The organism is Sorangium sp. So ce381 (assembly GCF_051473845.1).
GTDB lineage: Bacteria > Myxococcota_A > Polyangia > Polyangiales > Polyangiaceae > Sorangium > Sorangium atrum.
Map to the genome: position 1 here is coordinate 8,622,556 of NZ_CP150336.1, position 25,333 is coordinate 8,647,888.

The 25,333-nt window shown below is 72.5% G+C and carries 16 protein-coding genes; 7 read left to right on the top strand and 9 right to left on the bottom strand.

Features of this window, described 5'->3' with window-relative positions; all coding sequences use genetic code 11:
- Positions 1-8: 8 nt before the first annotated feature.
- From WMF29_RS32075 to WMF29_RS32090, 4 genes are read right to left on the bottom strand one after another with little or no spacing between them, the layout of a single operon-like run.
- Complete coding sequence (locus WMF29_RS32075; RefSeq protein ID WP_437323927.1) at positions 9-1,361, bottom strand: tetratricopeptide repeat protein; 1,353 nt, start codon at positions 1,359-1,361, stop codon at positions 9-11.
- Positions 1,358-5,749, bottom strand: coding sequence for a hypothetical protein (locus WMF29_RS32080; RefSeq protein WP_437323928.1), 4,392 nt, complete (start codon positions 5,747-5,749; stop codon positions 1,358-1,360). Before WMF29_RS32080 ends, WMF29_RS32075 begins: the two co-directional genes overlap by 4 nt.
- On the bottom strand, positions 5,746-8,154 hold the full coding sequence (locus tag WMF29_RS32085; RefSeq protein ID WP_437323929.1) for a tetratricopeptide repeat protein: 2,409 nt from the start codon (positions 8,152-8,154) through the stop codon (positions 5,746-5,748). Before WMF29_RS32085 ends, WMF29_RS32080 begins: the two co-directional genes overlap by 4 nt.
- A 26-nt stretch (positions 8,155-8,180) precedes the next feature.
- Positions 8,181-9,092 carry a hypothetical protein gene (locus tag WMF29_RS32090; protein ID WP_437323930.1) on the bottom strand — a complete coding sequence of 304 codons (912 nt, stop codon included), beginning with the start codon at positions 9,090-9,092 and terminating at the stop codon, positions 8,181-8,183.
- Between the two features lie 533 nt (positions 9,093-9,625).
- Here WMF29_RS32090 and WMF29_RS32095 point away from each other — a divergent pair.
- Both WMF29_RS32095 and WMF29_RS32100 read left to right on the top strand, forming a co-directional pair.
- A complete protein-coding gene (locus WMF29_RS32095) occupies positions 9,626-10,246 on the top strand; it encodes an RNA polymerase sigma factor (protein ID WP_012238576.1) in 621 nt (206 codons plus the stop codon).
- A gap of 19 nt (positions 10,247-10,265) precedes the next feature.
- Entirely contained in the window at positions 10,266-11,252 is a 987-nt protein-coding gene (locus WMF29_RS32100) for a zf-HC2 domain-containing protein (RefSeq protein ID WP_437323931.1), read from the top strand.
- Between the two features lie 137 nt (positions 11,253-11,389).
- Here WMF29_RS32100 and WMF29_RS32105 read toward each other — a convergent pair whose 3' ends face one another.
- Together WMF29_RS32105 and WMF29_RS32110 are read right to left on the bottom strand one after the other, a co-directional pair.
- Positions 11,390-11,890 (bottom strand): TIGR02266 family protein, encoded by a 501-nt coding sequence (locus WMF29_RS32105; protein WP_437323932.1) that lies wholly within the window; start codon positions 11,888-11,890, stop codon positions 11,390-11,392.
- 129 nt (positions 11,891-12,019) lie between these two features.
- Positions 12,020-14,593, bottom strand: a complete 2,574-nt coding sequence (locus tag WMF29_RS32110; RefSeq protein ID WP_437323933.1) for a glycosyltransferase family 39 protein — start codon at positions 14,591-14,593, stop codon at positions 12,020-12,022.
- Positions 14,594-15,196: 603 nt separating this feature from the next.
- Here WMF29_RS32110 and era point away from each other — a divergent pair.
- Complete coding sequence (era, locus tag WMF29_RS32115; RefSeq protein ID WP_437323934.1) at positions 15,197-16,420, top strand: GTPase Era; 1,224 nt, start codon at positions 15,197-15,199, stop codon at positions 16,418-16,420.
- Positions 16,417-18,231: a ribosome biogenesis GTPase Der gene (gene der / locus WMF29_RS32120; protein WP_437323935.1), complete on the top strand. Its 1,815-nt coding sequence runs from the start codon at positions 16,417-16,419 to the stop codon at positions 18,229-18,231. The genes era and der overlap by 4 nt, the downstream gene beginning before the upstream one ends.
- 81 nt (positions 18,232-18,312) lie before the next feature.
- Here the strand turns inward: der and WMF29_RS32125 are convergent, their stop codons facing one another.
- Entirely contained in the window at positions 18,313-19,539 is a 1,227-nt protein-coding gene (locus WMF29_RS32125) for an ArsA family ATPase (RefSeq protein ID WP_437323936.1), read from the bottom strand.
- 194 nt (positions 19,540-19,733) lie between these two features.
- Positions 19,734-20,276: a hypothetical protein gene (locus WMF29_RS32130; RefSeq protein WP_437323937.1), complete on the bottom strand. Its 543-nt coding sequence runs from the start codon at positions 20,274-20,276 to the stop codon at positions 19,734-19,736.
- Between the two features lie 71 nt (positions 20,277-20,347).
- Here WMF29_RS32130 and WMF29_RS32135 point away from each other — a divergent pair, with 71 nt between their 5' ends.
- From WMF29_RS32135 to WMF29_RS32145, 3 genes are all read left to right on the top strand, one after another.
- Complete coding sequence (locus WMF29_RS32135) at positions 20,348-21,082, top strand: tyrosine-protein phosphatase (protein WP_437323938.1); 735 nt, start codon at positions 20,348-20,350, stop codon at positions 21,080-21,082.
- Between the two features lie 73 nt (positions 21,083-21,155).
- A complete protein-coding gene (locus WMF29_RS32140) occupies positions 21,156-21,770 on the top strand; it encodes a TetR/AcrR family transcriptional regulator (protein WP_437323939.1) in 615 nt (204 codons plus the stop codon).
- 90 nt (positions 21,771-21,860) lie between these two features.
- On the top strand, positions 21,861-23,981 hold the full coding sequence (locus tag WMF29_RS32145) for an ATP-binding domain-containing protein (RefSeq protein WP_437323940.1): 2,121 nt from the start codon (positions 21,861-21,863) through the stop codon (positions 23,979-23,981).
- Here the strand turns inward: WMF29_RS32145 and WMF29_RS32150 are convergent.
- Entirely contained in the window at positions 23,929-25,311 is a 1,383-nt protein-coding gene (locus tag WMF29_RS32150; protein WP_437323941.1) for a protein kinase domain-containing protein, read from the bottom strand. The two genes, WMF29_RS32145 and WMF29_RS32150, sit on opposite strands and share 53 nt — an antisense overlap.
- Between the last annotated feature and the right edge of the window lie 22 nt (positions 25,312-25,333).

A 25,333-nucleotide genomic window follows, 5' to 3' on the forward strand; every position in this document is an offset into this window, starting at 1 on the left:
GGTCTCCCTCACGTGTCGGTCGCTGCGTCGGCGACGCCTCCATCCGGCGCGGCGGCAGGAGGAGGAGCCGCGGGCTGAGCCGCGGCGGCAGCCGCGTTGAGCTCCCCTTCCTTGAGCTTGGCGCGGTTCAGGAGCTCCTCCGAGTCGTCGCGCTGGCCCTTGTTGCGCAGCTCCTGGAACCTCGTCAGCGATTTGATCGCCTCCGCCACCTGCTGCTTCGGCGTCATGCCGGGGACGGCGGGGGCGAACAGGTAGAGCAGGCCGAGGTCGTAGTGGACCTGAGCCAGGTTCGGGTCGCGGGCGAGCACCCAGTCGAACTCGCGCTTCGCGTCGGCGTAGCGCTCGAGCAGGCGGTAAGCGTCCCCGAGGTTGAGGTGCGCGGCGACGTGCTCGGAATCGAAGCGCACGGCGCCCTCGAGGAGCGGCAGCGCCTCCTGGGCGTTGCCCGCCTCGAGCAGGTAGGTCGCGAGCTGCACCCGCGCCTCGACGAGATCGGGGCGGCGCGTCACCGCCTTGCGGAACTCCTCCAGCGCCGCGGCGCGCTGCCCCTGCTCCCGGTAAATCAGGCCGCGGAGCAGCAGCGCCTCGGCGTTGTCCCTGTCGCGCGGCGGGTTCTCGCTGACCGGCTCGAACCCGTCCAGGATCGCCTGGAGCGCGTACAGCGCGAGATCGAGGCGCCGGTTCCTGTAGTGATCGCGGGCGATGATCACCATCGCCGGCCGGTAGTCGGGGTTGATCTTCAGCGCCTCCTGCGCGATCCGCTGGGCAGAGCCGGTATCCCGCTGGAGCGACTTGATCTCCGCGAGCGTCGCCGCGACGGCCGCCGACTTCGGCATCTGGCCGCGCTTCTCGTTCAGGAGCCGCTCGGCCTCGCCGAGCTGGCTCTTCCTGGCGAGGAGCATCGCGTACGCCACGATGGCGGGCTCGTAGTCCGGCACGAGCGTGAAGGCCTGGCGGTAGCTCGCGCCGGCGCCCGCGTCGCGGAGCCGCTCCTGCACCACGCCGAGCGAATAGAAGGCCTGGTGCGCGCGCGGATCGGCCTGCGTCGCCTGCCCGAACTGGGCCCTCGCGTTGACGAGATCGCCGGTCGCGAACGCCTGCAGGCCGCTTTGATAGAACGCCGCCGCCCGGGCGTTCATGGCCGGCGCAGCCGTCTGGGCGGGCAGATCGTAGGGGCGCGCCGAGCTCGGCGTGTCGTTCATGCCGTACGGCGCCTGGACGGGCGCGGTCGCGGCGGGCCCCGCTGGAACCGTGGGCGCCTTCGGCGGCGGCGTCGCCTCCTCGCCGCAGGACGCGAGGGCGAACGGCGACGTGACCGCGAGCAGGCTGGCGAAGAGGGTGACGGGGAGGCGGCGCTTCATGGGACGACCGGCAGGGGCAGGGGGAGGCCGTCGGGCGCGAGCGGCGGAGTCATGCCGGGCCGCGTCCGGAGGAAGAGGCCATCCTTGTATTCGAACGGGCGCTTCGTCTCGGGATCGATGACCCCCTGGCTCCACTCGCGGAGCTTGGCGTCGCCGAGGATGTCCGTGAAGAACGCGAGCCGCTGGATCGCGAGGTCGACCGCCGGATTCCGGACCTTCCACGCCTTCGCCCAGACGACGGACTCGACGTAGAACTTGACCATGGCCTTGTCGGCGTCGTTGAGGAGCCGCTCGCGCGCCGCGCGCCACTGCTCGCGCCGGTTCTGCCGGAGCGCGTCGGCCGTCTCCTGGAGATCCTCGCGATCGCTCGTCTCGGCGAGCTTGAGCAGCTTCTCTTCCTTGTCCGTGTAGAGCCTCAGCCCCGGCGGGCGGGCGTTGTAGAGGCCGGTGCGGCAGGAGTCGTAGAGCGAGCCCTGACGCGCCCGCGCGGCCACCGACCACGGCCGCGACTCATAGGCAGTGATGACCTCCTGGAGCTCCTTCCAGTACCTGTCGTTGGCCTTCGTGATGTCCGCCTCGAAGGCCCGCTTCACCTGGTCGATGACGCCCTCGTAGCGGTGGTGGCCGGTGTCGTAGTCGAACTCGGCCTTGATGCGATCGTCGATGGCCTTGTAGGCGCACTCCGCCGCCATATCGGCCTGCACCGAGCCGAGGGCCTTCACCTTGTCGCCGGTCGCCGAGCTCCGGAAGGACGTGAACGCCGTCATGGTGTTCTTGCACCAGTCCCGGGCCTTCGGATCGCCGCCGGCGGCGCGCATCTTGGACGCGTGGTACGCGGCCTGGACGACATACCCGCTCGCGGCCGGGTTGTTCTTGTTGGCCGCATAATACGCCTCCATCGACTGCGTGGCCTTGGTCCGCGCGGCGCGGTTCGGCCCCTCGTCGGCCCCCCGCTCGTCCCAGGCCTTCAGGTCCGCCGAGGCGACGAGGAAGTCGATGTCGGCCTTCTGCTCGGGGGGCGGGTTCAGGCTCATGAACGTGGCGCGCGAGGCGGTCATCTTGTCGCGCTCCCCGATGTTCGCGTAGAGCAGCACCGAGTTCCTGGCGGCGTCCCGGCGCGCCGCCTGCTCGAACCGACCGTTGCGAGCGATGGTGTCGTAGGTCTCGGCCGCGCTGCGGTAGTTGAAGAAGAGGACGTACGCGGCGGAGAGCGCGTCGTAGGCCTGCTTCAGGTACTTCACCCGCTCGGCGTAGCGCTTCGGATCGGGGTTCTTCGGAGGGTTCGCGCCTGGATCGCCCTTCTCGAGCTTCGAGAGGTTCTCCTCGCTGCCGTACTCCTTGATGAACAGGGAGTACATCTCGATGGCCTGGTCGTAGTCGCCCACCTGCTTGTAGCAGTAGGCGCCGTTCATGGCGGCCTCCGGCGCCTCGTCGCGGGCCGGCGCCTTCTCGAGCGCGACCTTGTAGAGCGCCGCGGCCTCGCGCCAGGCGGCGACGCGCGCGGGGCCGTCCGGCATCTTCTCGGCCTTCTCGAAGGCCCGGGCGGCGTCGATGTAATAGCCGCGAGAGATCGTCGGCCGGGCGATGTCGCCCTCCTTCAGCTTCTGCTCCTCGCTGACGGCGCAGCTCCGCGTGAGCGCCGCCTCGGCGAGCTTGCGGCTCTGCTCGACGTTGTTCTCGAGGTTCGACATCGTCGTGAGCCGCTCCCACGCCTTGTAGCCGAACTCCGTCTTGCCGCACTGCGCTTCGTAGATGGGCTCCATCCGCTTGCGCGCCTCGGCGAACTGGCCGTAGAGGAAGTAGTAGTCGGCCGCCTGGAACGCGTAGAGGTCGAGGTTCTTCGGGGCGTCGAGCGCGGGAGGGACCCGCTGGATGTACTCGTCCCGCGCGGTGACGGCCGCCTGGACCTGGGGGGGCAGCGGCTCGGCGACCACGCGCTGCTGATCGCCCTCACCGACGATCTTGACCTTCTCGCGCGGCTCGATCCCCTCGGCGCCGCTCGTCCGCTGGAAGAGCTTGTGTCGATCCAGGAGCGCCTGGTGGGCGGTGTCGACGACCATGTACGCTGCTGGCTGCAGGTACTTGTCGTCCTCGTTGGAGTCCCGCACGCCGACCGCCGAGCTCCTCGCCTGCTCGATCTCGTGCGTCGCGGGCGAGCGATCCATCGCCACCGTGATGACCACGACCATGTGGTGCGCGTCGGCGAGCCAGTACCGGCTCTCGTACGCGTCCGGGGCGTTCTCGTCCTGGGCCAGGTAGCCGGCCCAGCCCTGCGCGGCGAGGCGGTACTCGCCGAGCGCCCGCTCGAAGATCGGGTCGCGCGTCTCCTTGTCGCCGACCGTCAGCGCCTGCTGCACGAGCGCGCTGCCGGCGTTGGTGTGATCGGCGGCGGCCCGGCGCAGCCCGCCGCGCACGAGCCGCTCGGCGGTCTGGATCGCCTCGGGATCGTCCTTGTTCGCCTCGACCCAAGGGGTCGTCCCGACGTACTGGGCGAGCTTCGTGCGCGCCTCGAGCGCCTTCGCCGAGTTCATCGCCCGCTCGGCCGTGCCCTCGCGCGACTGCGAGGTGAGCGTGTCGTAGATGTCCGCGATCTGGTTCTGGACGACGGGCGCGTCGCGGTGCATCGGCCACTTCTTGAGGAGGATCTCGCTCACCTCGATCGTGTTCCGATACTGATTGAGCTCCTTGAACTCCAGCGCGAGCGCCTTGTAGATCTCGACCGTCCACTTCTGATCCTGCGGGATCAGCTTGGGATCCTGGACGCGATCGATGGCGATCCGCATCTTCTGCTCGGCCATGCGCGGGTCGGTCTCGACGTCGAGGACGTCGTTCCGCGGGACGTAGGGCTCGTCCGGTCCGGGGCCGACGAAGTCGAGGTACGTGAGCGAGCCGGCGATGTAGGTGTACGCCTCGGCGCGGAAATCCGCGCCAGGATCGCCCGTCAGCTTCTCCTGTTCGTCGGTGTAGCGGAGCAGCTCGATGAACTGGCGTACCGAGGTCTCGTAACGCTGCTGCTTGAAGTACGTCCAGGCGAGCTTGTACATCGCGACGCCGTGGACAGGGGGCTTCTTGTACTTGATGGACTGCCGGTACGCCGACTCCGCCCTGTTGTAGTTGAACGGGCCGCCGGCGCGGTCGATCTCGTTGAAATGGTAGTCGCCGATCTGCCACCAGACCTCGGCGACGTAGCGGGGCTCCGCGCCGAGCGCCGTCTTCTGCGGGATCGGCTGGCAATCGTCCGTATACGGATCGACGTACGCCGTCTCGTCCTCGGTGACGGGCGCCCGCCCCCGCGCGCCCTTGCGCGCCTGGAGCGCCCGGCCGCCCGGCGTGGACCCGATGGGCGTCGGGTGGCGCGCCTCCCAGCCGGTCCAGTAATCGTTGTCGTGGTCCTGCGGGAGCTTGCCGACGATGTCGCGCGTCGGATCCTTCGGGTCGGTCTCGACGGGATAGGGATACTTGTTGTGGCACACGAGCGAGCGCCACACCTGCTGCGCCTCGGGGAACCGGACCGAATCGTTCAGCGCATGGCCGAGGTAGTAATAGATCCCGGCGAGCTCACGGTACTGGGGGAACTCGCGGATGACGCGCTTGTAGAGCGCGATGGCCGGGAGCAGCGCGACGCTGAGATCCTCGCTCGCGTCGTTGTCGGTGCGCGCGCGCTCCTCGTAGAGCGCAGCCAGGCGGAACATCGCGTCGGGCGTGTTCTCGGGGTGGGCGTTGGGGCCGCTGTAGCGCTCGACGAACACCTCGAGCCGGCGGATCGCCTCTTCCCGGGCGTCGCGGAGCCCCTTCCTCTCGATCTCGATCTCGCGGTCGAGCGACGAGAGGATGCGGCGGCGCCTGTCCTCGTAGTGGTGCTGCACGATGCGCGTGATGGCGCTCCGGTAGTCGCGCGCCGCCTTCTCGTAGGCGCCCGCCTCCTTCTCGAGTTCGGCGAGCGCCGCCAGCTGGGCCGGCGTCGGAGGAGGAGGCGGCGGCGCCTGCTTGCGCCCGACCGACATCGGCGGCGCGAAGGGTTGCACCGCTGGCGCAGCCGGCGCCGTGACGCCAGGTTCAGCCGTCGTCGGCGCAGCCGTGGCGCCGGGCGCAGACGTCGTCGGCGCAGCCGTGGCGCTGGGCGCAGACGTTGTCGGCGCGGCCGCGGGAACGGCAGACGCCGCCGGCGCTGGCTGGGCGCCCGGCTGGGAGAGCGCGAGCGGCGCGACCGCCAGCACCAGCGCAAGGCTGGCAAACCCGAGCGCGCCGCGCGGGCGACGGCGCCCCGGTCGCACGACGCCGCCGAGCGGCCCGCGCGCGCCCGCCGGTCCGAGGATCTGCGCCCCTGCTCCTCTTCGCAGCGCGCCAGAGATCTGCGGCGCGCTCGCGCCGCCACGCTCCTTGCTCACTTCTCGTCCTCCGGATCGCCGCTGTCGTCGAGGACCTCGTTGAGCTCCTCCTTGAGGAGCCGATCCTCACGGGCACGCTCGACCTGCAGGCTGCGAACGCGCGTCATCTGCTCCTCGCGGACCTCCCACGCCTCCTCGGTGATGCCGACGTCGGCGCGCAGGATGATGTTCTTCAGCCGGTCGCGGACGAGGCCGAAGTTTCGCATCGCGACCTCGCCGACGACGAGGCGCGCCTCCCTGTCGAGCGCGTCGAGCTGCACCGAGTAGTGGACGACGTTCGCCGTCTCCCGGCCGACGATCTGCCGGAGCCCCGAGGACTTCTGGGCGACCTCTCCCTCGATGTCGCGGAGCGCCGCCTCGACCTTCGCGTCCGCCGCGTCGCCGGCGCGGAGCACCGGCATGATCCGCTGCGCGTACGCCGCGAGATCCGCGCCGCCGGCGCCCGCCGCGGCCAGCTCCGCCTCGCGGGTCAAGGCGTCGCGGTGGGCCTTGCGCGTCTGCGCGTCCTCGATGAAGCGCTGATCGCCGAAGCCGACCTGGACCCGGCCCGCGCTGACCTGCTTGCGGAGCACGTCGGTCTGCTGGCGGTAGAGCGCGAGGTCGCGCTCGTTCTGCGCGAGCTCGATCTCGAACCGGGCGATGCTCGCGGGATCCCGGACGACCCCGGCGTGCGGCCCCTCGCGGAGCAGCCGCCTGAGCCCGTTGATCGTCGCCTGCAGCGAGTCCGTCTGCAGCGTGAGCTGCTGCAGGCGCTGCGACTGGGTGTTCCACTGCTTGAGCGCCTGCGCCTCGCGATCCTGGAAGTCGGCGTCCGTGACGGGCACCCGCGCGAGGCGCTTCTCCAGCGCCCTACGCCTCGCGCGCGCGCTGCCGATCTCGCCCGAGAGCGAGTCGTCCTCCACGTCGTCCATGCCCTGGCCGAGCGCGAGGCGCGCCAGCGCGACCCGGTTGAGCAGCGCGAGCGCCTTCTCCTCGCCGGCCTTGAGCTCCGGGAAGGCGCGCACCCGGTTGGGCGAGCTGAGCACGGCGTTCAGCTTCTCGATGAGCTCGTTCGACTGCTTGATCAGCTCGCGGCAGTGGTTGATGTCGTCGATCACCGCGAACGCGGCCGGGCCGTCCTCGGCCTCGCGCGCCCACTGCACCGCCAGCGGCGGGAGCGAGGTGGTCGTGTCGAGCGCCTCGAGCTGCTCCTGGCTCAGCTTGTCGTAGTAGACCGCGGGATCGCTCGTCGAGCCGAGGAAGGCGTCCACGCGCGCGCGCATCGGGTCGTACGTGGCGCGGACCCCCTCGTACACCTTCAGCGCCTTCTCGAAGCGGCCCGCGCGCAGCATCAGGTCGCCGCGGAGCAGCGAGCCGTCCGCGATGTTCTGGCTGTCCGGCTCGGCGATCGCGAGGATCTCGAGCGATCGCTGGGCGCGATCCACGTCGCCCAGGCGGACATACACCCACGCGAGCTCGTAGAGCATCGTCCCGAACTCGGGCGAGACGCGGTCGATGTGGCCGTAGGCCTGCACCGCCTGGGACCACTGGTCGGCCTCGTAGAAGAGCCGCCCGATCGCGAGCCACGCGAGGTCGATGACGCGCCGGTGCTCCGCGGTGTCGGCCGGGAGCTGCGTCACCTTCTGGAACAGATCGATCGCGGCGACGTAGCGGGTCTTGGGCACCGCCGGGGGCGCATCCCCCTCCTTGAGCGGCTCGGGCGGGGGCGTCGCCTCCTTCACCGCGATCAGGCCGAGCAGGTACCTCGCCTGGTGGAGGTACTCGCTCTGCGGGTCGACCGCGCCGAGCGAGGCCTTCGCGCCGCCGAAGTCCTTCTTCACGTAGAGGCCCTTGCCGCGCGCGTACGCGAGGGCGCTCCCCGCCGTGGAGGCCGGGACGCTGTTCATCGACGCGAAGACGGCGTCGAGCGCGTCGTAGTCCTTGATCCGGAGGCAGATGTCCACGAGCCGGCCGAGCGCCTTCGCCTGGTAGGCGGCGAAGCGCGGCTCGGCGCTGCTCGCGACGATCCGCAGGAAGACCCGGCGGGCCGAGAGGTACTGCTTCGAGCGAAAGTACGTCTCCCCGAGCAGCGTGAGCGCGTCCGGGAACGCCGTCGGATGGTCGGGGTACTTCTCGACCACCTGGTTCAGCACGTTGGCCGCCCGCTCGTAATCCCTTGAGCCCATCAGGAGCTGGGCGTCAGCGATGCGCTGGGCCGGCGTGCGCTGCTCGCCGCGGGACTTGTGGATCGCCGCCTGAATGGCGCCCAGCCCGGACGTGACGCTGCCGATCTGCTGAGAGGCGCTCGTGTAGGCGCGCTCGGAGTCCAGGGCCCACGCTCCGGCGGGGGCCGCGGTCGTGGCCGCGCCGAGCACGAGCAGGCCGAGCAAGGCAGGGAGTCCCCGCGATCCGGTGTCCCAGGTCATGGTGGCTTGTCCTAACGAGCTCGAACCTACTTCCCACCCGCGGCGGCGGACGGCTGCCCGGGAGCATCCGAGAGGCCGCTCACGATCTTCTCGACGAAGCGGACGGCTGGCCGCTCTTCGAGCGGGGTGGTGACGCCGCCCTTCTCGAACGCGACCGCCTGGAGGTTGATGGTCTTGCCCTCGACCGCCGTGAAGGAATGGCTGGAGCGCACCTCGAAGCGGTAGCCCCGGAGGTAGGAGAACACCCCGTAGCCGTTGCCCTGCAGGTTCACGAGCACCTGGAGCGTGTGATCTCCCGGCGGAACGGAGCCGTTGAAGATCGGGATCTCGGTCTGCTCGGCGAGGGCGCCCGACTGATCGGTCTTGTTGTACTGGACCGCGCCATCCAGGACGATCAGCACGCGCGTGACGCGGAACGCGGACGACAGCTCGTTGTTGAATCGGATCGAGGCGCGCGAGCCGGCGCCGCCGCCGGAGAGGATCGTGTCGCTGAGGAGCGAGAGCCGCGTGTGGCTGCGCCGGATCTGCTCCTTGAGCTCGTCGATGCGCTGCTCCAGATCGCGCAGCCGCACCGCATAGGTCGGACCGTCCATCGCCGGAGCGGCGGCCGCGCCTGCAGCCGGGGCAGGAGGCGCCGCCGGGGCGGCCGTCGCGCCGGGCGCCGCCGCCGCGCCCGCAGCGGGGGCGACCGTCGCGGCAGGCGCCGCCGCTCCCGCAGCCGGCGCGACCGTCGCGGAAGCAGGCGCAGGAGCCGCTTGCGCTCCGTTGACAGGCGCGGGCGCTGCGGGGACAGCCGGTGCTGCGGAGGCCGCCGGCGCCACAGAGGCGGCGGGAGCAGCGGCCTTGCCCGTCGCGCCGCCCGGGGCCTGCGCGAAGGCGGGCATCGACATCAAGAACGAGGCTCCCACCCCCACAGCCAGCATCCTGATAAGTCGCATCGAAAGGTAACCTCGTGGTTGAACCCTCGTCAGCAGAGGGGGGGCGACCTCTCGCCCGGTGCCGGGGAGTCTAGTGGCGGCGGGCTTCCGAGCGCAACGACCTGGACACCTGCCTCCTCCCCCGGCGCAGGCTCCCGTCGCTCACGGCACAATGACAGCGCGGCGCGGCCGAAATCGTGTGAGGCCCCTCCCGCAGCGGGCGCCGCGGCGTCCTCAGCCGGTCCGCAGGGCGCTGCCCCGAGAACGTCACGCGACCGCGACCGGCTCTCCCCGCCGGCGGCGCGCGGCGCGCGCAGAGATCTGCGCACGCCCGTCCCCCTGCCCTTCCCCGGCCTCGGGCGCTGCGGGCGAAGGGGGCTCGCTCGCTCGGGGGCGGATCCGCTAAGGTGCGCTTGTGTCAGGGGAAGGAGTGCTCCTCAGATCTTCGAGCCGCGCTGCGCGTCCGATCCGACGCCGCGGTCGCCGCCGCGAACACTCCGCCGCCCGGGCCGCCGAAGGAGCGCCGCAGAGGCTCGGCCGCTCCGGGAGCTAGGATGGTCCCGATTTCTCGAGAGGAGGTCACGGACGAAGCGCTGATGATGCGCTTCCAGGGCGGCGACCGCGCGGCGTTCGCCGGGCTCGTCCGGCGGCACAAAACGTCCATCTACAACTTCATCCTGCGACAGGTCCGCGGGCCTGCGATCGCCGAGGATCTGGTGCAGGATGTGTTCGTGAAGATCGTGCAGAGCGCCTCCGACTTCAAGCACGAGGCCAGGTTCACCACCTGGGCGTTCGCCATCGCGCGCAACGTCTGCATCGATCACCTGCGCAAGATGTCGCTCCGGCGCCACCCGTCGCTCGACCAGGGCTCCGGGGAGGGCGGCGACGGCCCGACGCTCGGCGAGCGGACCGCGGACCCGGCGCCCCAGGCCGCGGTGGACCGCGTCGCGATCGGGACCGAGATGGGGCAGCGCATCGTCCGCGCGGTCGAGGGCCTCCCGCACGAGCAGCGGGAGGTCTTCCTGCTCCGGGAGATCGGGCACGTGCCCTTCAAGGACATCGCCCACATCGTGGGGGTGCCCGAGAACACGGTGAAGAGCCGGATGCGCTACGCCCTGGAGCGGCTCCAGGAGGCCCTCTCGGAGTACGAGGATTACGCGAGGGCGCTGCGCTAGCGCTCCGGAAGAGCTGTCTATGGACTGCGAGAAGTTCGACCAGCACGTGATGGACGCGCTCTACGACGAGCTCGACGAGCTGACGTATGCGGCCATGAAGCGGCACATGGACGGCTGCGCCCGGTGCGCGTCGGCGTTCGCCGGGCTGCGCGCGGCCCGCGATGTCGGCGCCTTGCCGTTCGAGGAGCCGAGCGAGGAGCTCGAGGCGCGGATCCTCGACGCCGTCGAGGTCGCGCAGAAGAAGACGCCGTTCCGGCGCAAGGCGCTCCGCGCGCTGGCCTGGGCCGGCAGCCATGCGATGCGGCCGCAGCTGGCGATGGCGGCGCTGTTCGTGCTCGTCATCGGATCGAGCCTGCTCCTGCTGCGGCCGAAGACGGGCGTGGCGCCGGTGCGGGTCACCGAGTGGGGCCAGCCCGCGTCGGATCAGCACGAGGCGCCCCGCAGCGCCGCGCCTGCGCCCGCGGCCACCGCGATGGAGGAAGGCGACGGCCGGCGCTCGGCCGAGGCCAAGGCGAACGACGCGCCCAGGGCGGAGGCGGCGAAGGAGAAGAGCGCGCGTGCGTCCGCGTCCCCGGACGACGGCGCGAGCGCCGCGTTGCACGAGGCGCAAGCGCTGCAACGCAAGTCGGGCTGCGCGGCGGCCGTCGGCAAGCTCGACCAGGTCGGCGCGCAGTACCCGGGCACGCCGTCCGCGCACGCCGCGATGTGGGAGGCGGCCCGGTGCTACCAGGCCTCCGGGGACACGGAGAAGGCGCGCGAGCTGCTGCTCGCGCTGCGCTCCGCGAAGGGTTACGGCGACCGCGCCGAGCAGCAACTCGCGGGCCTCGAGGCGAACGCCGCCGGCGCGCAGGCGCAGAACTCGGCGCCGGCGGCCGCCCCCGCCGCGGCGGCGCGGCGCGCTGTGCCCAAGGCGGCGATGCCCGCGGCGCCGCCGCGCGACGCCGAGGAGCCAGGGGCTGCGGGCTCCTCGCGGGCGGCGCCCGCCGATGCCACGATGTCGCGCTGACGGGCCGCCGACACGGCCCGCGCCTCCGCCGTCCCCGGCGCCGCGCCTCGACCTCACCGCGCGCGCCGTGCCTCGACCTCACCGCGCGCGCCGCGCCTCGACCTCACCGCGCGCGCCGCGCCGCGGTGGCGCCAGCCTCAATTCGATCTCACCGGCGCGTCGCGGATGTAGGCGATCGTCCTGATCGTGCCGACGATGCGCTCGCGATCGTCCGGCGTGAGATCGACGAAGCGGATCCCCATGCCCGGGTTCGGGTTGTCGTGGAGGGGGCGCACCTCGTTGATCCACTGCACCGTCCCCTCGAGCACGTACGAGCCGTCGGCCCCCGGCGGCGAGAAGCGGAGCGTCAGCCGCGTGCCGATCGAGAGGGGCTGCGTCGTGCGGACGAAGATGCCCATCTCCGAGATGTTGGTGATGGACGCGTAGAGGAACGTGTCATCGGTCTCGCAGTCCACGAGCCAGGTGACGTCGAGGCGCTCGGACGAGCGTCGGTCGAGCGAATCCGGGGCGGGGATCTCGTGCTCGGCGTCCTCGCCGGAGCCTTGCGTGTCGCCGTAGGCGCCGGCCTGCGCGCACGAGGGCGACGTACCGCCAGGCGTGTCGGGCGGATGGTTCGAGTCACCACGGCCCCCGGTCATGAGTCTGCGACTAGCCGCTTTCCGCACGCGCGTCGAGGGCGCTCGACGAGGAGAAGCACGCGTGCGTCGCCAGGCTGCGCAACAGGAGCCGCGCGGCGCGGCATGCGTCGGGAGCCCCACGATGGCGGCTCACCGCACGCGGATGACACCGGCGCGGACGCGGTCCTCGTGTTCCGGCCCACGCGTCACCTGAAAGCGCGTCTCACCAGCGAAGAGGCCAAAGTAGAGCGTGTAGTCGCCCGGGGTGAAGTTGGGCTCGAGCTGGAGCTCGTGGTCGTCCACGACGACGTCGCCCGGCTGCCACAGGCTGAGCGGGTAACGCCCCTCGATCACGGGATGGTCGCCGTTGTATCGGCGCTGGAACCCGTCGATGTGAACGAACATCTTCCAGTTGCCGGTGACCGGCCGGTGGACCCGGAAGTAAGTCCGCAGGTGGTAGCTCTTCTGAGGGACGACGCTCGATACCTTCTGGCCGTCGTCGTCGGTCAACTCCCAGCCGAGCACCTCCAGCTGATCCTCGAACATCGCGTCGAGCGGGTTCTCGGGAACGGCGGGCTCATCGAGGACGACACGGCCGAGCCAGCTCTCGTTCGGCCTGCCTCCGAGCTCGTTCGACGCAAGGAGGATCTGGCTGGAGCGGCCGTCGAGGACGGGCAGGTTGCGCTGGTAGCGCTTGCGAAAGAGACTGTTCAACCGGGGCAGATCGTCGGACTTCACGACGAGCCAGCGGCGAGCGTCCGGAACGGCGGCGCCGTCCACGGAGCTCCCCGCGGCGGTGAGCCAGTCGAACGCCTGCAGGACGTCCGTGAACGAGGTGACCTCGCCGCCCTGGTAATAAGCCGCCGTGCGGCTCCGGACGCCGAGCGTCGCGAGCGGCTCGCCGGGCTTGCGAAGGGACTCGTAGGACGCGAAGACCTCCTTCGGCGAGAGCTGGGCCGCGAGCGCCGGATAGTACCAGAAGCTCAGCGCGAAGCCGGCGACGAGGCCGGCGAGCGGCGTGCCGATGGCGCGTGGGACGGAAGCGCGCGCGACGGCGTGGCGGAACGCGTCGCGCGCCACGAGCAGCAGCACGGGGCTCGCGGCGAGCAGCATGGGCAGCGCCCACCAGGCGTTCATCCCGTACGCGGCGAGGTGGTTCGGCATCCTCGCCACGGTGCCCCACCCGATGCGCTTGCCGACGAAGAGCATCGCGCCGACACCGACGAGCGCGGCCTCGATGACGATCAGCAGGAAGAGCAGGTTGCCGTTCCAGATGCGGGCGAGCTCCGCGGCGCCGGCGTGCACCTCGTCGAGCAGGCGCCGCGCCCACGCGCCGAAGCTGCGGTCGAGGTCGCGGGGCTGCTCTTCGAACCAGGTGAGCGAGACGAGGCCGGCGAACGCGAGCAGGACGAAGCGCATCGCCGAGGCCGCTTCGCCCTCGAAGCTCTTCGGGAAGACGGGCTTGTCGACCGAGAAGACGCTGAGCGCCCTGTCCGGTGAGGTGACGAGATCGCGGTAGAGGACGAAGGCGAGCACGGCGCAGCCGACGGCGAGCGCTCGCGAGGAGGGAGCGCCGCGCTCGAGATCGCGGATGGCGAGCGCGGCGATGGCGGCGAGGAGCGCGGGGCCGCTGAACGGGAGCGCCCCGGCGTGCGGCGCGAGGAGCGCAAACGCGCCGTAGGCGAGCGCAGACGTGACGATCAGCGCGATCCGGACGCCGGCCTCGCGATCGAGGCGGGGGGCGACGCCCTCGCCCGCCCGGTCCGCAGCGGGGGCCCGGAAGAGCCGGCCGACGGCGAACGGCAGGAAGGCGCTCCACGGGAAGAGGGCATGGCCGAGCTGGCGCAGCGTGAGATCGAACGTGGACTCGACCGGCGGCTTCTTGAGGAGCGCCACGCCGAGGGCGCGGGGGAGCGGCTCGCCGGCGCTCGAGCTCGCGAGCACGAGGGCGCCCTGCGCCGCCGCCGCGACGCCGAGCACCAGCGCGGCGGCGCCCACGAGATCGCCCAGCGTGGGCCCCCGGCCTTCCGGCTCGGGCCAGGCGCCGGACGTCCGGAGCAGGAGCCAGGTCAGGCCGGCGCCGAGCGCGGGGACGGCGACCCCGATCAGCAGGCCGCGGCTGAGGTATCCGGCGACGACGCCGAGGATCCCCACGGCGAGCCACGCGGCCGACGCGAGCAGGGCGCCGCGCTGCGCCCCTCGCCCGCCCTCGAGCAGCGCGCCGGTCAGCCCGCAGAACGCCATCGTGAGCGCGGCCATCGTGACGATGTCGCCGAGCAGGGTGCGCGCCTGCATCACGTAGAGCGGCATCGTCACGAGCACCGCGACGCCGTACAGGCCGGCCCTTCGATCGACGAGGCGGGCGAGGAACTCGTAGAGCACGAGCGCGCCGGCGAGCCCCCACAGCGCGAGCGGGAGGCGCCCGGCCCAGTCGTGCAGACCGAACACGCGGAAGCCGAGCGCCATCGAGGTGAACCCGAGCTCGCCCATGCCGAGATCGGTCAGGGTCGGCAGCTGCCCGGGAGCGTCCGCGAGATCCAGGCCGCACGCGCCGAAGACGTGGATGGCGATGCGGCGGGCCAGGTCGGCCCGGTCGAGCTCGTAGGGGTCCCAGATGCCGCTCTTGCCGACGAGGGGCAGCAGCGCGATGGCCGCGAGCGCGAGGGCCGCGAGCCTCGCGAGGCCGGCGCGCCCGCTCCCGGCGGCCATGCGGTCGCGATCCATGGCCGGCGCGTCACCGATCTCAGCCGAGCGCGCCTCGAGAGGGGGTACCTCGGCGCGGGGCGGGGCTCCGCTCGCGTGCGGGACGGGGTCGGCGGGCGGGGCTCCGCTCTGTGGGTCCCCTCGGTGGACGCTCGACATGCAGGGCATCCCCTTACCGCCTTCGCGCGCGCGTGACCACGGATCGTGGGGAAGCGTTTGTAGCCCCCTTGTGCGTCTGCTATCGCGCGCGGCGTGGTGAAAGCCCGTCCCCAGAGCGCGCCCCAGGGCGCGAAAGCGCGCCCGCAGGCGCCGAAGCCCGCCTCGGCTTCCCGCGGCCCCCGTCCTGCCGAGAAAGACAGCCGAGGCAGCCGTCGAGGAGCGCAATCCAGCGAAGCCCCCCGGGCGAGCGACGCGGCGATCCCGCGAGGTCGCCCCCCCCGGCGCGAAAATCAGGCTCACGCCGACGAAAGGTCGCGACGTGCGAGCGAGCAGGGCGGCGCGACGCGCGCTGCCGAGCCGGGCAAGGAGCGGCGGGCCGGCGCCACACGCGCGGCCGAGCCGGGCAAGGAGCGGCGGGCCGGCGCAACGCGCGCGGCCGAGCCGGGCAAGGAGCGGCGGGCCGGCATGGAGCGCGCTGCCGAGCCGGGCAAGGAGCGGAAGGCCGGCGCGACGCGCGCTGCCGAGCGGGGCGAGGGGGAGAAGACGGCCAAGCAGAGGGGCTCCGCGGCGCGCTCCTCCGGCGCGGCCCGCGGCCGGGCAGGGCGTGGGCCCCGCGCGGGCGGTGGCGCGGAGGGTCGACCGCTCCCGGACGGGAGGGCCGCCGGCCGAGGCGCCACGCAGCAGCGGCGCAAGAAGGCCGCCGAGCCGAGGCGGACGGAGGAGGCCGACGCCGCGCTGCCGAAACGATCCGGGCGCGTGGCCCTGGTCGGGCGCCCCAACGTCGGCAAATCGACGCTGCTGAACGCGGCGCTCGGCCATCCGCTCGCGATCGTCTCGCCGACGCCTCAGACGACGCGCGACGCGATCCTCGGGGTCGTGCACCACGGCCCGGCGGAGATCGCGCTGCTCGACACGCCCGGCCTTCACCGGCCGCGCACGGAGCTCGGGCGCGTGATGAACCAGGCGGCGCGCGAGGCGGCGCGGGGCGCCGACGTGATCGTGTTCGTGACCGAAGCCCCGGATCCCGCGCGCCTGCCGCGGCGCGTGAAGGAGGACGAGGACGGCCCGCCGCTCGCGCCGCACCCGGGCGATCTGACGTTGCTCGCGGACCTGGGGAGCGAGGCGCCGGTGGTGTTCGTGCTCAACAAGGTCGACAGGATGCGGGACAAGGCGCTGCTCTTGCCGCTCCTCGACGCGTTCGCCAAGCTCCGGGATTTCGCGGCGATCATCCCCATCTCGGCGCTGCGCGAGGACGGCGTCCAGCGCGTGCTCGACGAGGTGGCGAAGCTCTGCCCGGAGCGGGACTGGGGCTTCGCGCCCGATGAGCTCACCGACAGGCCGACGCGCTTCTTCGCCGCCGAGTACGTGCGCGAGCAGATCCTGCGCGCGACCAAGGCCGAGGTGCCCCACGCGAGCGCCGTGCAGATCGAGCGCTACGTCGAGCCGACAGGCGAGGGCGCGCTGCACATCGACGCGACCATCCACGTGGAGCGGCCCGGGCAGAAGAAGATCCTGATCGGCGCGGGCGCGGAGCAGCTGAAGCGCATCGGCACGGAGGCTCGGCTCCGGATAGAGGAGCTCGTCGGCCGGCAGGTGAACCTCAAGCTCTGGGTCCGGGTGACACCGGAGTGGCGTGAGTCGCGGGAGCGGCTGGACGAGCTCGGTTACAACAAGGGAGAGACCTCGTGAGCGCGGCAAAGCCAGCCCTTTCCAGATCGAACAAACGCACCCAGGGAGCTGCCGCAGGCGGGCGGACGGCGAAGAGGGGCGATGCCCCCGAGAAGAGGGGCGGCGTCGCTCCCAGGAAGGGCGCTGCCGCCTCCGGCAAGGGCGCTGCCGCTCCCGGAAAGCGCGCTGCGGCGCCCGGCAAGGGCGCTGCCGCTCCCGGAAAGCGCGCTGCGGCGCCCGGCAAGGGCGCTGCCGCTCCCGGAAAGCGCGCTGCGGCGCCCGGCAAGGGCGCTGCCGCTCGCGGAAAGAGCGAAGCGGCGCCCGGCAAGGGCGCTGCCGGATCGAAGAAGGGCAGCAGATCCGCCCCGGGCAAGGGCCGCGCTCTCTCCGAGCCGATCAGCCACGAGGCGGCGGAGGAGAGGGAGGAGCTCGCGGCGGAGCTCGCCGAGGAGGTCGTCGCGGCCGCCGAGGACGCCGCGGCCGATGCGCCTGCGCTGCCCCCGTCGGCCGGGATCGTGGCGCTGGTCGGGCGGCCCAACACCGGAAAGAGCACGCTGTTCAACCGGCTGATCGGCAAGCGCGTCGCGATCGTGCACGACGAGCCCGGGGTGACCCGCGATCGCCACTACGGCGACGTCACCTCGCGGGGACGGCGCTTCACGCTCGTCGACACGGGCGGGTTCGACCCCGAGAGCGATGATCCCATGCGGCAGGGGATCAAGCGGCAGATCGACCTCGCGATCGCCGAGGCCGACGTCATCGTGTGCGTGCTCGACGCCGTGACGCCGGTCACGCCGTCCGAGCACGCCGAGCTCGGCCTGCTGCGCCGCGCGGGCAAGCCCGTGATCTACGTCGCCAACAAGGCGGACTCGCCGAAGGCCGAGGTGGAGGCGGCGGAGCTGTACCGCCTCGGGATGGAGCGGCTCATCCCGATCAGCGCCCTCCATGGCCGCGGCATCTCGGATCTGGAGATGGCCATCGAGGCGGCGCTGCCCGAGAAGCCCGCCGCGCCCGAGGAGTCGGCCGAGGGGGCGCTCCGCATCGCCATCATCGGGCGGCCCAACGCGGGGAAGTCGTCGCTCGTCAACCGCATCGCGGGCGAGGAGCGCATGCTGGTCGACGCGACGCCCGGCACGACGCGCGATCCGATCGACACGCTGGCCGAGCGCGACGGGAAGCGGTTCTTGCTCATCGACACGGCCGGCATCCGGCGCAAGTCGAAGGTCGCGAAGGAGGACAGCGCCGTCGAGGCGGTCAGCGTGATCCACGCGATCCGCGCCATGGAGCGGGCGGAGGTCGTGCTCCTGCTCTGCGACGCGGCCGAGGGCGTGGCCGAGCAGGACGCCAAGATCCTCGGCCTCGCGGTCGATCGCGGGTGCGGCGTCGTGATCGGCCTCAACAAGATCGATCTCCTCGACCGCAAGACGCTCGCCAAGGCGGAGCAGGACGCCCGCGACAAGCTCTCGTTCGTGCCGTGGGCGCCGATCGCGCACGTGAGCGCGCGCAGCGGGCGCGGCGTGGCGAAGCTCATCGAGACAGCGGCCCAGGTGGCCGACGCCTACCGCAAGCGCGTGCCCACCGGGGAGCTCAACCGCTTCTTCGAGCAGATCCTGCTCACGCACCCGCCGCCCACGCACGGCGGGCGCGCGCCCCGCCTGTTCTTCGTCACGCAAGCCGAGACGTCGCCGCCGCTGTTCGTCGTCGTCGCGAGCGATCCCGACAAGCTCCACTTCAGCTACCGGCGCTACGTGGCGAACCAGCTCCGGCAGGCGTTCGGGCTGGAGGGCGTGCCGGTCCGCGTGAAGTACAAGGAGCGCAGGCGGCGAGGGTAGGCCGGGGGCAGCCCAGCTGCCTCCTTCAGACCGTTTCCAATTACTGCAGGACAGCCAGAAGAACGGCCGAGCTGCCCGTGGCTACCCCGCCGCCCCGGGCAGCGGCGCCAGCACGTCGGCGATCCTCGCGAGGCCGGCCACGTCGTGGATGTCGTACGGGAACGCCGGGACGTCGACGCGGACGCTGCCGCCGCTCTGCTCGTCCTCGAGCGCCGCCTCGAGGGCGATCAGGTTCAGCTGATCGAGCTTGCCCATGCGGCTCTCGTCCTTGGCGGCCTGAAGCAGGCGCGCCGCGGCGCCGGAGGCGAGCGCAAGGCTGCTCCCGTCGAGCGCGGCGGCGATCTCGCCGACGGCTGGGAGCGCGCCGTACACCGGGTGGACGCGGTTCACGACGAACGCGTCGCGACGCATCTGCTGCTCGCGCAGGCGCTCGGCGAAGTACAGCACCTCGCGCACGCAGAGCGGATCGGGCGTCGTGACGAGCACGTAGGCCACGTCGGGGCCGCGGAGCGCCGACGCCACCGCGTCCGCCCGCTGCTTCCAGCCGCCGAAGACCGCGTTCATCTCGCTGATGAACGCCGCGATCTGCTCGAGGAAGCCGCTGCCGGTCAGCTTGCCGATGCCCCGCAGCACCGCCGCCGTCGAGCGCGCCAGCAGGTTGAGCGAGAGCTTGCCGGAGCTCTGGAAGGCCTGCACGAACCACCGCGTCGCCGCGCCGTCGATGGCGCCGACGAGGCGCTCCGGCGCGTCGAGGAAATCGAGCGCGTTCGCCGTGGGCGGCGTGTCGAGCAGGACGAGGTCGTAGCTCGGGTCGCTCCTGACGGCGTAGAGCTTCTCCATCGCCATGTACTCCTGCGTGCCCGCGAGCGACGTGGAGATGTACTTGTAGAGGACGTTGCCGAGGATCCGGTCGCGCTGCTCGGGCGTGGGGGCGAGCGACGCGACGAGGCCATCGAAGGTCGACTTCGTGTCGAGCATCATGACCGTCATCGAGCCGGGCACGTCGACCCCCGCCCTGGCGAAGCGGGCGGGCTCGATCGTCTGCGCCTCGGTCGTCATCTCCTCGAGCCCGAGGCTCTGGGACAGCCGGCGCGCCGGATCGATCGTCAGGCAAAGGACGCGCTTGCCGCGGCGGGCAGCGGCGAGACCGAGCGCTGCAGTCGTGGTCGTCTTGCCGACGCCGCCGCAGCCGACGCAGAGGATCACCCTGCGAGAGGCGAGCAGCGGGGCCAGACCGGCGTGGTCTGCCTGGAGGGACGCGTCGGCGGCGGGCGGGCTGTTCCGAGGGGGTGCGAGCGAGCCGGGCATTGCGCGCGACCTGAGGCCGCGGCCCCTTGTAGCACGAACCGGGGGGGCGCGAGCGCCCAGCCTGCGGCGCAGCGACCGTCCGGCCTGCGGCGCAGCGACCGCTCAGCCTGCGGCGCAGCGACCGTCCGGCCTGCGGCGCAGCGACCGCTCGGCCTGCGGCGCAGCGCCCGCTCAGCCTGCGGCCTCGCGATCGCTCAGGCGGCGGCGCGGAGGATGCGCAAGCACCCCGCAGCGGCCCGGGCAATGGAGACGCCACGCTCCGACGTGCCGCCACGGCCGCAGAGCAGCACCTCGCCGCCTTCCACCGAGAGGCTCTGGACCTCGACCTCGGCGGTGAGCGTGGCGATGCGCGAGCCGACCGCCGCGCTCTGCACGGCGTCCGGGTTGGCGAGGAGCGGGGCGTAGGCGGCGAGCTCCTCGCACGCCGGCCATGCGCCCGCCCCGGCGACGAGGCAGCCGCTGTTGTCCACGAGGACCACGACGTCCAGGTTCGCCTCGGCGCGGGTCGTCGAGAGCTGATAGTGCAGCGCGGTGACCGGATCGTCGCTGCGGCGGCGCCGGCGCTCGGAGGTGGGGATCCCCTCATCCAGGGCCGACGTGCCCTGCTCGATCGAGGGCGCGCCGGGATCGACCGGGCGCTCTGCGCGGCCTCCCGGCCTGCCGCCGCGCTGGGCGCCAGCGCAGCCGTCCGACGCGGGCTGAGGCACAAGCTGCTGGTTCGATAACGAGAGCGACACGAACACCTCCTCGACGCGAAGGATGGTCGCAGCGCACGAGGGCGGCCAACTTTGCTAAGTTCGGATCGACGATGCGCGGCTTCATCGATCTGCACTCCCACTGGGTCGCGGGCGTCGACGACGGCGCCCGCACCGTCGAGGAGAGCCTCGCCCTCCTCACCGCGCTCCGCGGCGCCGGGTTCGACACCGTCGTGGCGACGCCGCACATGCGCCCCGGGATGTTCGACAACACCCGGCAGGGCCTCCAGGCCGCCTACGACGCGACCTGCGCCGCGCTGCGGGCCGCCGCCGGCGCGCGCGACCTGCCCGCGCTCGAGCTCTCGTCGGAGCACTTCTTCGACGACATCGTCTTCCAGCGCCTCCTCGACGGCAGCGCCCTCCCCTTCCCGGGCGGCCGCGCCGCGCTCGTCGAGTTCCCGACCCGGAGCTTCCCCGCCCGGGCCGCGGAGCGGATCTTCGACCTCAGCCGCCGCAAGCTCCGCCCCGTCATCGCCCACCCGGAGCGCTACGAGCCCGTCTTCGACGACATCTCCTCGCTCGATCCGCTGCTCGACGCGGGCGCGGTGCTCCTCCTCGACGTCGCGGCGCTCACCGGCAAGTACGGGCGCACCCCCCGCCGGGCCGCCGAGCAGCTGCTCGAGGCCGGCTACTACTACGCCGCGTGCAGCGACGCCCACGCCGCAAAGGACGTCCCCGACGTGCGCGACGGCATCAAGGCCCTCTTCGCCAGGGTCGGCGAGGAGGAGGCGACCTTCATGCTCCTCGACGGCCCGCGCGCGATCCTCGAAGGCACCGTCGACCCCTGAGGCCGCGATCCGCCCGCTCGCTTGACGGGCCGGCGCCCATCGCTATAAGCGAACGACACGTTCACTATTCATCATGGCGCAGTACCTCAAGGACGACGTCCAGGAGAGCATCACCTCCGCCGCGCTGACGATCTTCGCGCGGAAGGGGTACGAGAGCGCGACCATGGCCGAGATCGCCCGGGCGGCCGGCGTCTCGACGGGCAACATCTACCGGTACTTCGCGAACAAGGACGCGCTCTTCTACGGGATCGTCGACGACGGCTTCGCCCGCGCCTTCACGATCCTGCTCCGCCGCCGCGTGAAGGCGCTCGACGGCGTGGAGGACGTCCGGGCGCTCCCGCCGACGGCCGCCTACCACGTGATCTCCGAGGAGCTCCTCCGCTTCTGCATCGAGAACAGGCTGCGCGTCGTGATCCTCCTGGGCCGGTCCGGCGGCTCCAGGTACGAGCGGTTCTCCGAGGAGACCGCCGAACGCCTCATCGCGCTGGCGATCGAGCACTTCCGCGCCCTCGACCCATGCCTCTCGGTGACCGGCGCGATGCGGTTCAACCTGGACCAGATCTACCAGGGCTTCGTCAGGACGATGGTGAACGCGCTCGCCCGCTTCGAGGATGAGGCCAGCATCCGAGAAGCGGTCCACGGTTACTCGAAATACCACCTTGCCGGACTCAGGAGCTTCTTCGTGTAAGCTTCGCTTCGCCTCGCCTCAAAAGTGAACGAACCATTCACCCATCGAGCTCGACCCCTCGCGGAGGCGGGGGGCGCAAGGAGGCCCATCATGCTGGAGAGCACGCTTGATCTGCCCGTCGAGGCGCGCGCCGTCCTCGAAGAAGAGGCCGCGCTCCTCGAGCGCGTGCGCGCCGCGCTGGACCGGGCGCAGGAGCGCGCCGCGCGCGCCTTCGGGCGCGCGCCGCGCGAGCTCAGGTCCGTCGCGGCGCTCCGGGAGCTCCGCGACGAGGCCGCCGCGGCCTCCGTCGACGATCTGCCGGCGGTGCTCCTCGAGATGAGCGTGCGGCAGCGCCTCATCGAGCAGGAGCCCAGGGAGGCGCTGCCCGACCCGCTCTGCCCGTACCTCGCCCACCTCCGGGTCGACGAGGGCAAAGGGGCGAAGGACTACCTGCTCGGCCACGCGACGTTCCTGGATCCGTCGGCCGACGTGCGCATCCTCGACTGGCGCGTCGCGCCGGTGGCGCAGATCTTCTACCGGTACCGCGAGGGCGACGAGTACGAGGAGACCTTCCCGGGGCGCGTGGCCGAGGGCGTGGTGAAGGCGCGCCGCATCGTCGTCGTGGAGCGCGGCGCCCTCACCCGGATCGTCGGCGACGGCCTCGTCCTGACGCGGCGGGGCGACGGGCGATGGACCCTCGCGGAGCGCGCGGCGCTCGCCATGCAGCCGGGCGGCGCGGGCACGGCCGCCCGCCCCGGGAGCCTCGGCGTCGGCGCCGGCGCCACGGACCAGGCGAGGGCCGCGGAGGTCACCGCCCTGCTCGACGCCGACCAGTACGCCGCCGTGTGCGCGCCCCCCGAGCAGCCGCTCCTCGTGCTCGGCAGCGCCGGGAGCGGCAAGACGACCGTCGCGCTGCACCGCCTCGCCAGGATCGCCGCGCTGGATCCAGCGCGCTGCCCGCTCTCGGCCATGAACGTCGTCGTGCCCGAGGAAGGCCTCGCGCGGCTGTCGCGCCGCCTGCTCTCGCCGCTCGGCGCGGGGGAGGCCCAGGTGAAGACGCTCGACGCCTGGTCGTCGGCGACCGCGCGCGAGGTCTTCGGCAAGCCGATCGCCCTGTGCGACGATCCCCCGGCGCTCGTCTCCAGCCTCAAGCGCCACCCGGCGCTCTACCGCGCGCTGCGCGAGCGGTTCGCCAGGCTCGCCCCGGCGAGCACGACGCTCCCGCGGCTGCGCCGCCGCCTCGCCGACGTCTTCACCGATCGAGGGTTCCTCGAGGGCGTCGTCGCCGCCTCGGGCGGGGACCTCCCCCGGAGCGCGATCGAAGAGACCGTCCGGCACACCCTGCTGCAGATCGCCGAGCCGCTCGACCGGCAGCTCGCCTCGATCACCGTGGCCTCGATGAAGCGGGCGCTCGACGGCCGCGCCGTCGCGGAAGGGACGCCGGACGAGCTCGCGGGGACGCTCGACATCGACGATCTGCCGATCCTGCTCTTCCTTCGCGCCGCTCGCCGCGGCCTGGACGGGGCGGGGTGGTCGCACCTCGTCCTCGACGAGGCCGAGGACTTCTCGCTGTTCGAGCTGTTCGTCCTGGGGAAGCTCCTTGGCGAGACGCGCAGCGTCACGCTCGCCGGCGACGAGGCGCAGCAGACCTCCTCGAGCTTCGCCGGGTGGGACGCGGCGCGAGCGGCGCTCGGCGTGGGCGACGCGGCGACCTGCCGCCTCGCGGTGTCGTACCGTTGCCCGCGGCCGGTGGCGGAGCTCGCGCGGCGGCTCCTCGGCGAGCTCGCGCCCGAGGCGCCCGCGCGCGCGGCCCGGGACGGCGCGCCGGTCGGGCTCTTCCGCTTCCCGAGCGAGGCGCAGGCCCACCTGTTCCTCGCCGGCGCGCTCCGCGACCTCGTCGGGCGGGAGCCCCGCGCCTCGGTGGCCGTCATCGCGCGGGACGCAGGCGCCGCGCGGGAGCTCCACGCCCTGATCGCGGAGCTGCCGGAGGCGAGGCTCGTGCTGGAGGGGGCGTTCTCGTTCGAGCCGGGCATCGACGTCACCGACGTGGACAGCGCGAAGGGGCTCGAGTTCGACTACGTCGTCGTGCCCGACGCGACCGCGGCGGCGTACCCGATGAACCACGAGGCCCGCCGGCGGCTCCACGTCGCGGTGACGCGGACGTCGCACCAGCTCTGGCTCATCTCCGGAGCGGCGTGGTCGCCGCTCCTCGGCGACGCGGCGGCGAGCTGACGCTCGCAGCGGCGCCCTGCGGGCGCGGCCCGGCCGGCGCGGAGACGGCGGCGGGAGGGAGCGGGCTGTCCCTCACCGCCGCGGTCCCGGCGAGCGCGACCCCGAGGACGGCGGCCCCGAACACCAGCAGCGCCTGCAGCCAGCGCCGTGGGGCGCGCGGAGGCTCCACCTCGTCGTCGGCCGAGCGGTCCCCGGGATCGAGCGACTCGAGCGCGGCGCGCAGCTGCTGCGTCCGGAGGTGGGACGCGTCGCCCAGGATCTGTCCGAGCCAGCTGGCGACGAGGGCGTCGTTGCCCGGGTTCGCGGCGCCCGGGATCGCCTCCTCGAGCGCGCGCATGAGCTGCGCGGCCGTCGCCGTGCGCGCGGTGGGCGACTTGGCGAGCGCCTCGGAGACGAGGCGATCGAGCGCAGGCGGGATCGGCTCGGGCGGCGGCGGCGCGCTCAGGCGCTCCGCGAACCCGCGCCGGGACGGGACCGCCCGCGACGACAGCGGCGCGGCAGGCCGCTCGCTCGCGATGTGGGTCATCGTGCTCTCGCTGTCGTCGGCCTGGAAGGGATGAGCGCCCGACAGCAGCTCGTAGAGGAGCACCCCGACCCCGAAGAGATCGGACCGCCGATCGCACGGCTGCCCCCGGATGTGCTCCGGCGCCATGTACGGCGCGCTGCTCCGGAACAGGAACGCGCCCCCCTCGCCGCCCGCCGCGCCCGCCGCGCCCACCGTCAAAGCGCGGCCGCCGTCGCCGCCCAGCGCCGAAGGCCGTCGCTCGGACATCCGCCCTTCCTCGAGCCTCGCGATGCCGAAATCGACCATGCGGACGAGCCCCTCGGACGTGATGAGGACGTTGTCCGGCGAGACGTCGTAGTGCAGGAGCTCCCGGGGGTTTCCGCCCTCGTCCCGCAGCTCGTGCGCGGCGTCGAGGGCCGCGCAGATCTGGTAGGCGAGCCTCGCCGCGACGAGCACCGGCGCCGGGCGCCCGCGCGCGGCGCGCAGCACCGACGAGAGCGGCTCCCCGCTCACCCACTCCATGGCATAGAAGAACGTGCCGTCCGTCTCGCCCAGATCCACGACGGGCACCACGTTCGGGTGCCTGATGCGCGCGGCCAGCGCGGCTTCGTCGAGGAATGTCCGAACGGCCTCGGGATCGGGCGAGAGCTCCGGGCGGAGCACCTTGATCGCGAAGAGCCGCTGAAACCCGTGCTCCCGCCTGAGCCGCGCAGCCCAGACCTCGCCCACATCGCCTGCGGCCACCCGCAGGACGAGCTCGTACCGGCCCAGGGAAAACCCCGGGAAATAGCGCCCCCCGCCCCCCACGCGGAAGATGTGGCCCACGGTTGAAGAGCCCGCCAGTGCT

Excerpts from the sequence above, each read along its gene's own strand:
- WMF29_RS32075 (WP_437323927.1), bottom strand. The coding sequence starts at position 1,361 with ATGAAGCGCCGCCTCCCCGTCACCCTCTTCGCCAGCCTGCTCGCGGTC.
- WMF29_RS32085 (WP_437323929.1), bottom strand. The coding sequence starts at position 8,154 with ATGACCTGGGACACCGGATCGCGGGGACTCCCTGCCTTGCTCGGCCTG.
- WMF29_RS32090 (WP_437323930.1), bottom strand. The coding sequence starts at position 9,092 with ATGCGACTTATCAGGATGCTGGCTGTGGGGGTGGGAGCCTCGTTCTTG.
- WMF29_RS32095 (WP_012238576.1), top strand. The coding sequence starts at position 9,626 with ATGGTCCCGATTTCTCGAGAGGAGGTCACGGACGAAGCGCTGATGATG.
- WMF29_RS32100 (WP_437323931.1), top strand. The coding sequence starts at position 10,266 with ATGGACTGCGAGAAGTTCGACCAGCACGTGATGGACGCGCTCTACGAC.
- WMF29_RS32105 (WP_437323932.1), bottom strand. The coding sequence starts at position 11,890 with ATGACCGGGGGCCGTGGTGACTCGAACCATCCGCCCGACACGCCTGGC.
- WMF29_RS32110 (WP_437323933.1), bottom strand. The coding sequence starts at position 14,593 with ATGGATCGCGACCGCATGGCCGCCGGGAGCGGGCGCGCCGGCCTCGCG.
- era (WP_437323934.1), top strand. The coding sequence starts at position 15,197 with ATGGAGCGCGCTGCCGAGCCGGGCAAGGAGCGGAAGGCCGGCGCGACG.
- WMF29_RS32125 (WP_437323936.1), bottom strand. The coding sequence starts at position 19,539 with ATGCCCGGCTCGCTCGCACCCCCTCGGAACAGCCCGCCCGCCGCCGAC.
- WMF29_RS32135 (WP_437323938.1), top strand. The coding sequence starts at position 20,348 with ATGCGCGGCTTCATCGATCTGCACTCCCACTGGGTCGCGGGCGTCGAC.
- WMF29_RS32140 (WP_437323939.1), top strand. The coding sequence starts at position 21,156 with ATGGCGCAGTACCTCAAGGACGACGTCCAGGAGAGCATCACCTCCGCC.
- WMF29_RS32145 (WP_437323940.1), top strand. The coding sequence starts at position 21,861 with ATGCTGGAGAGCACGCTTGATCTGCCCGTCGAGGCGCGCGCCGTCCTC.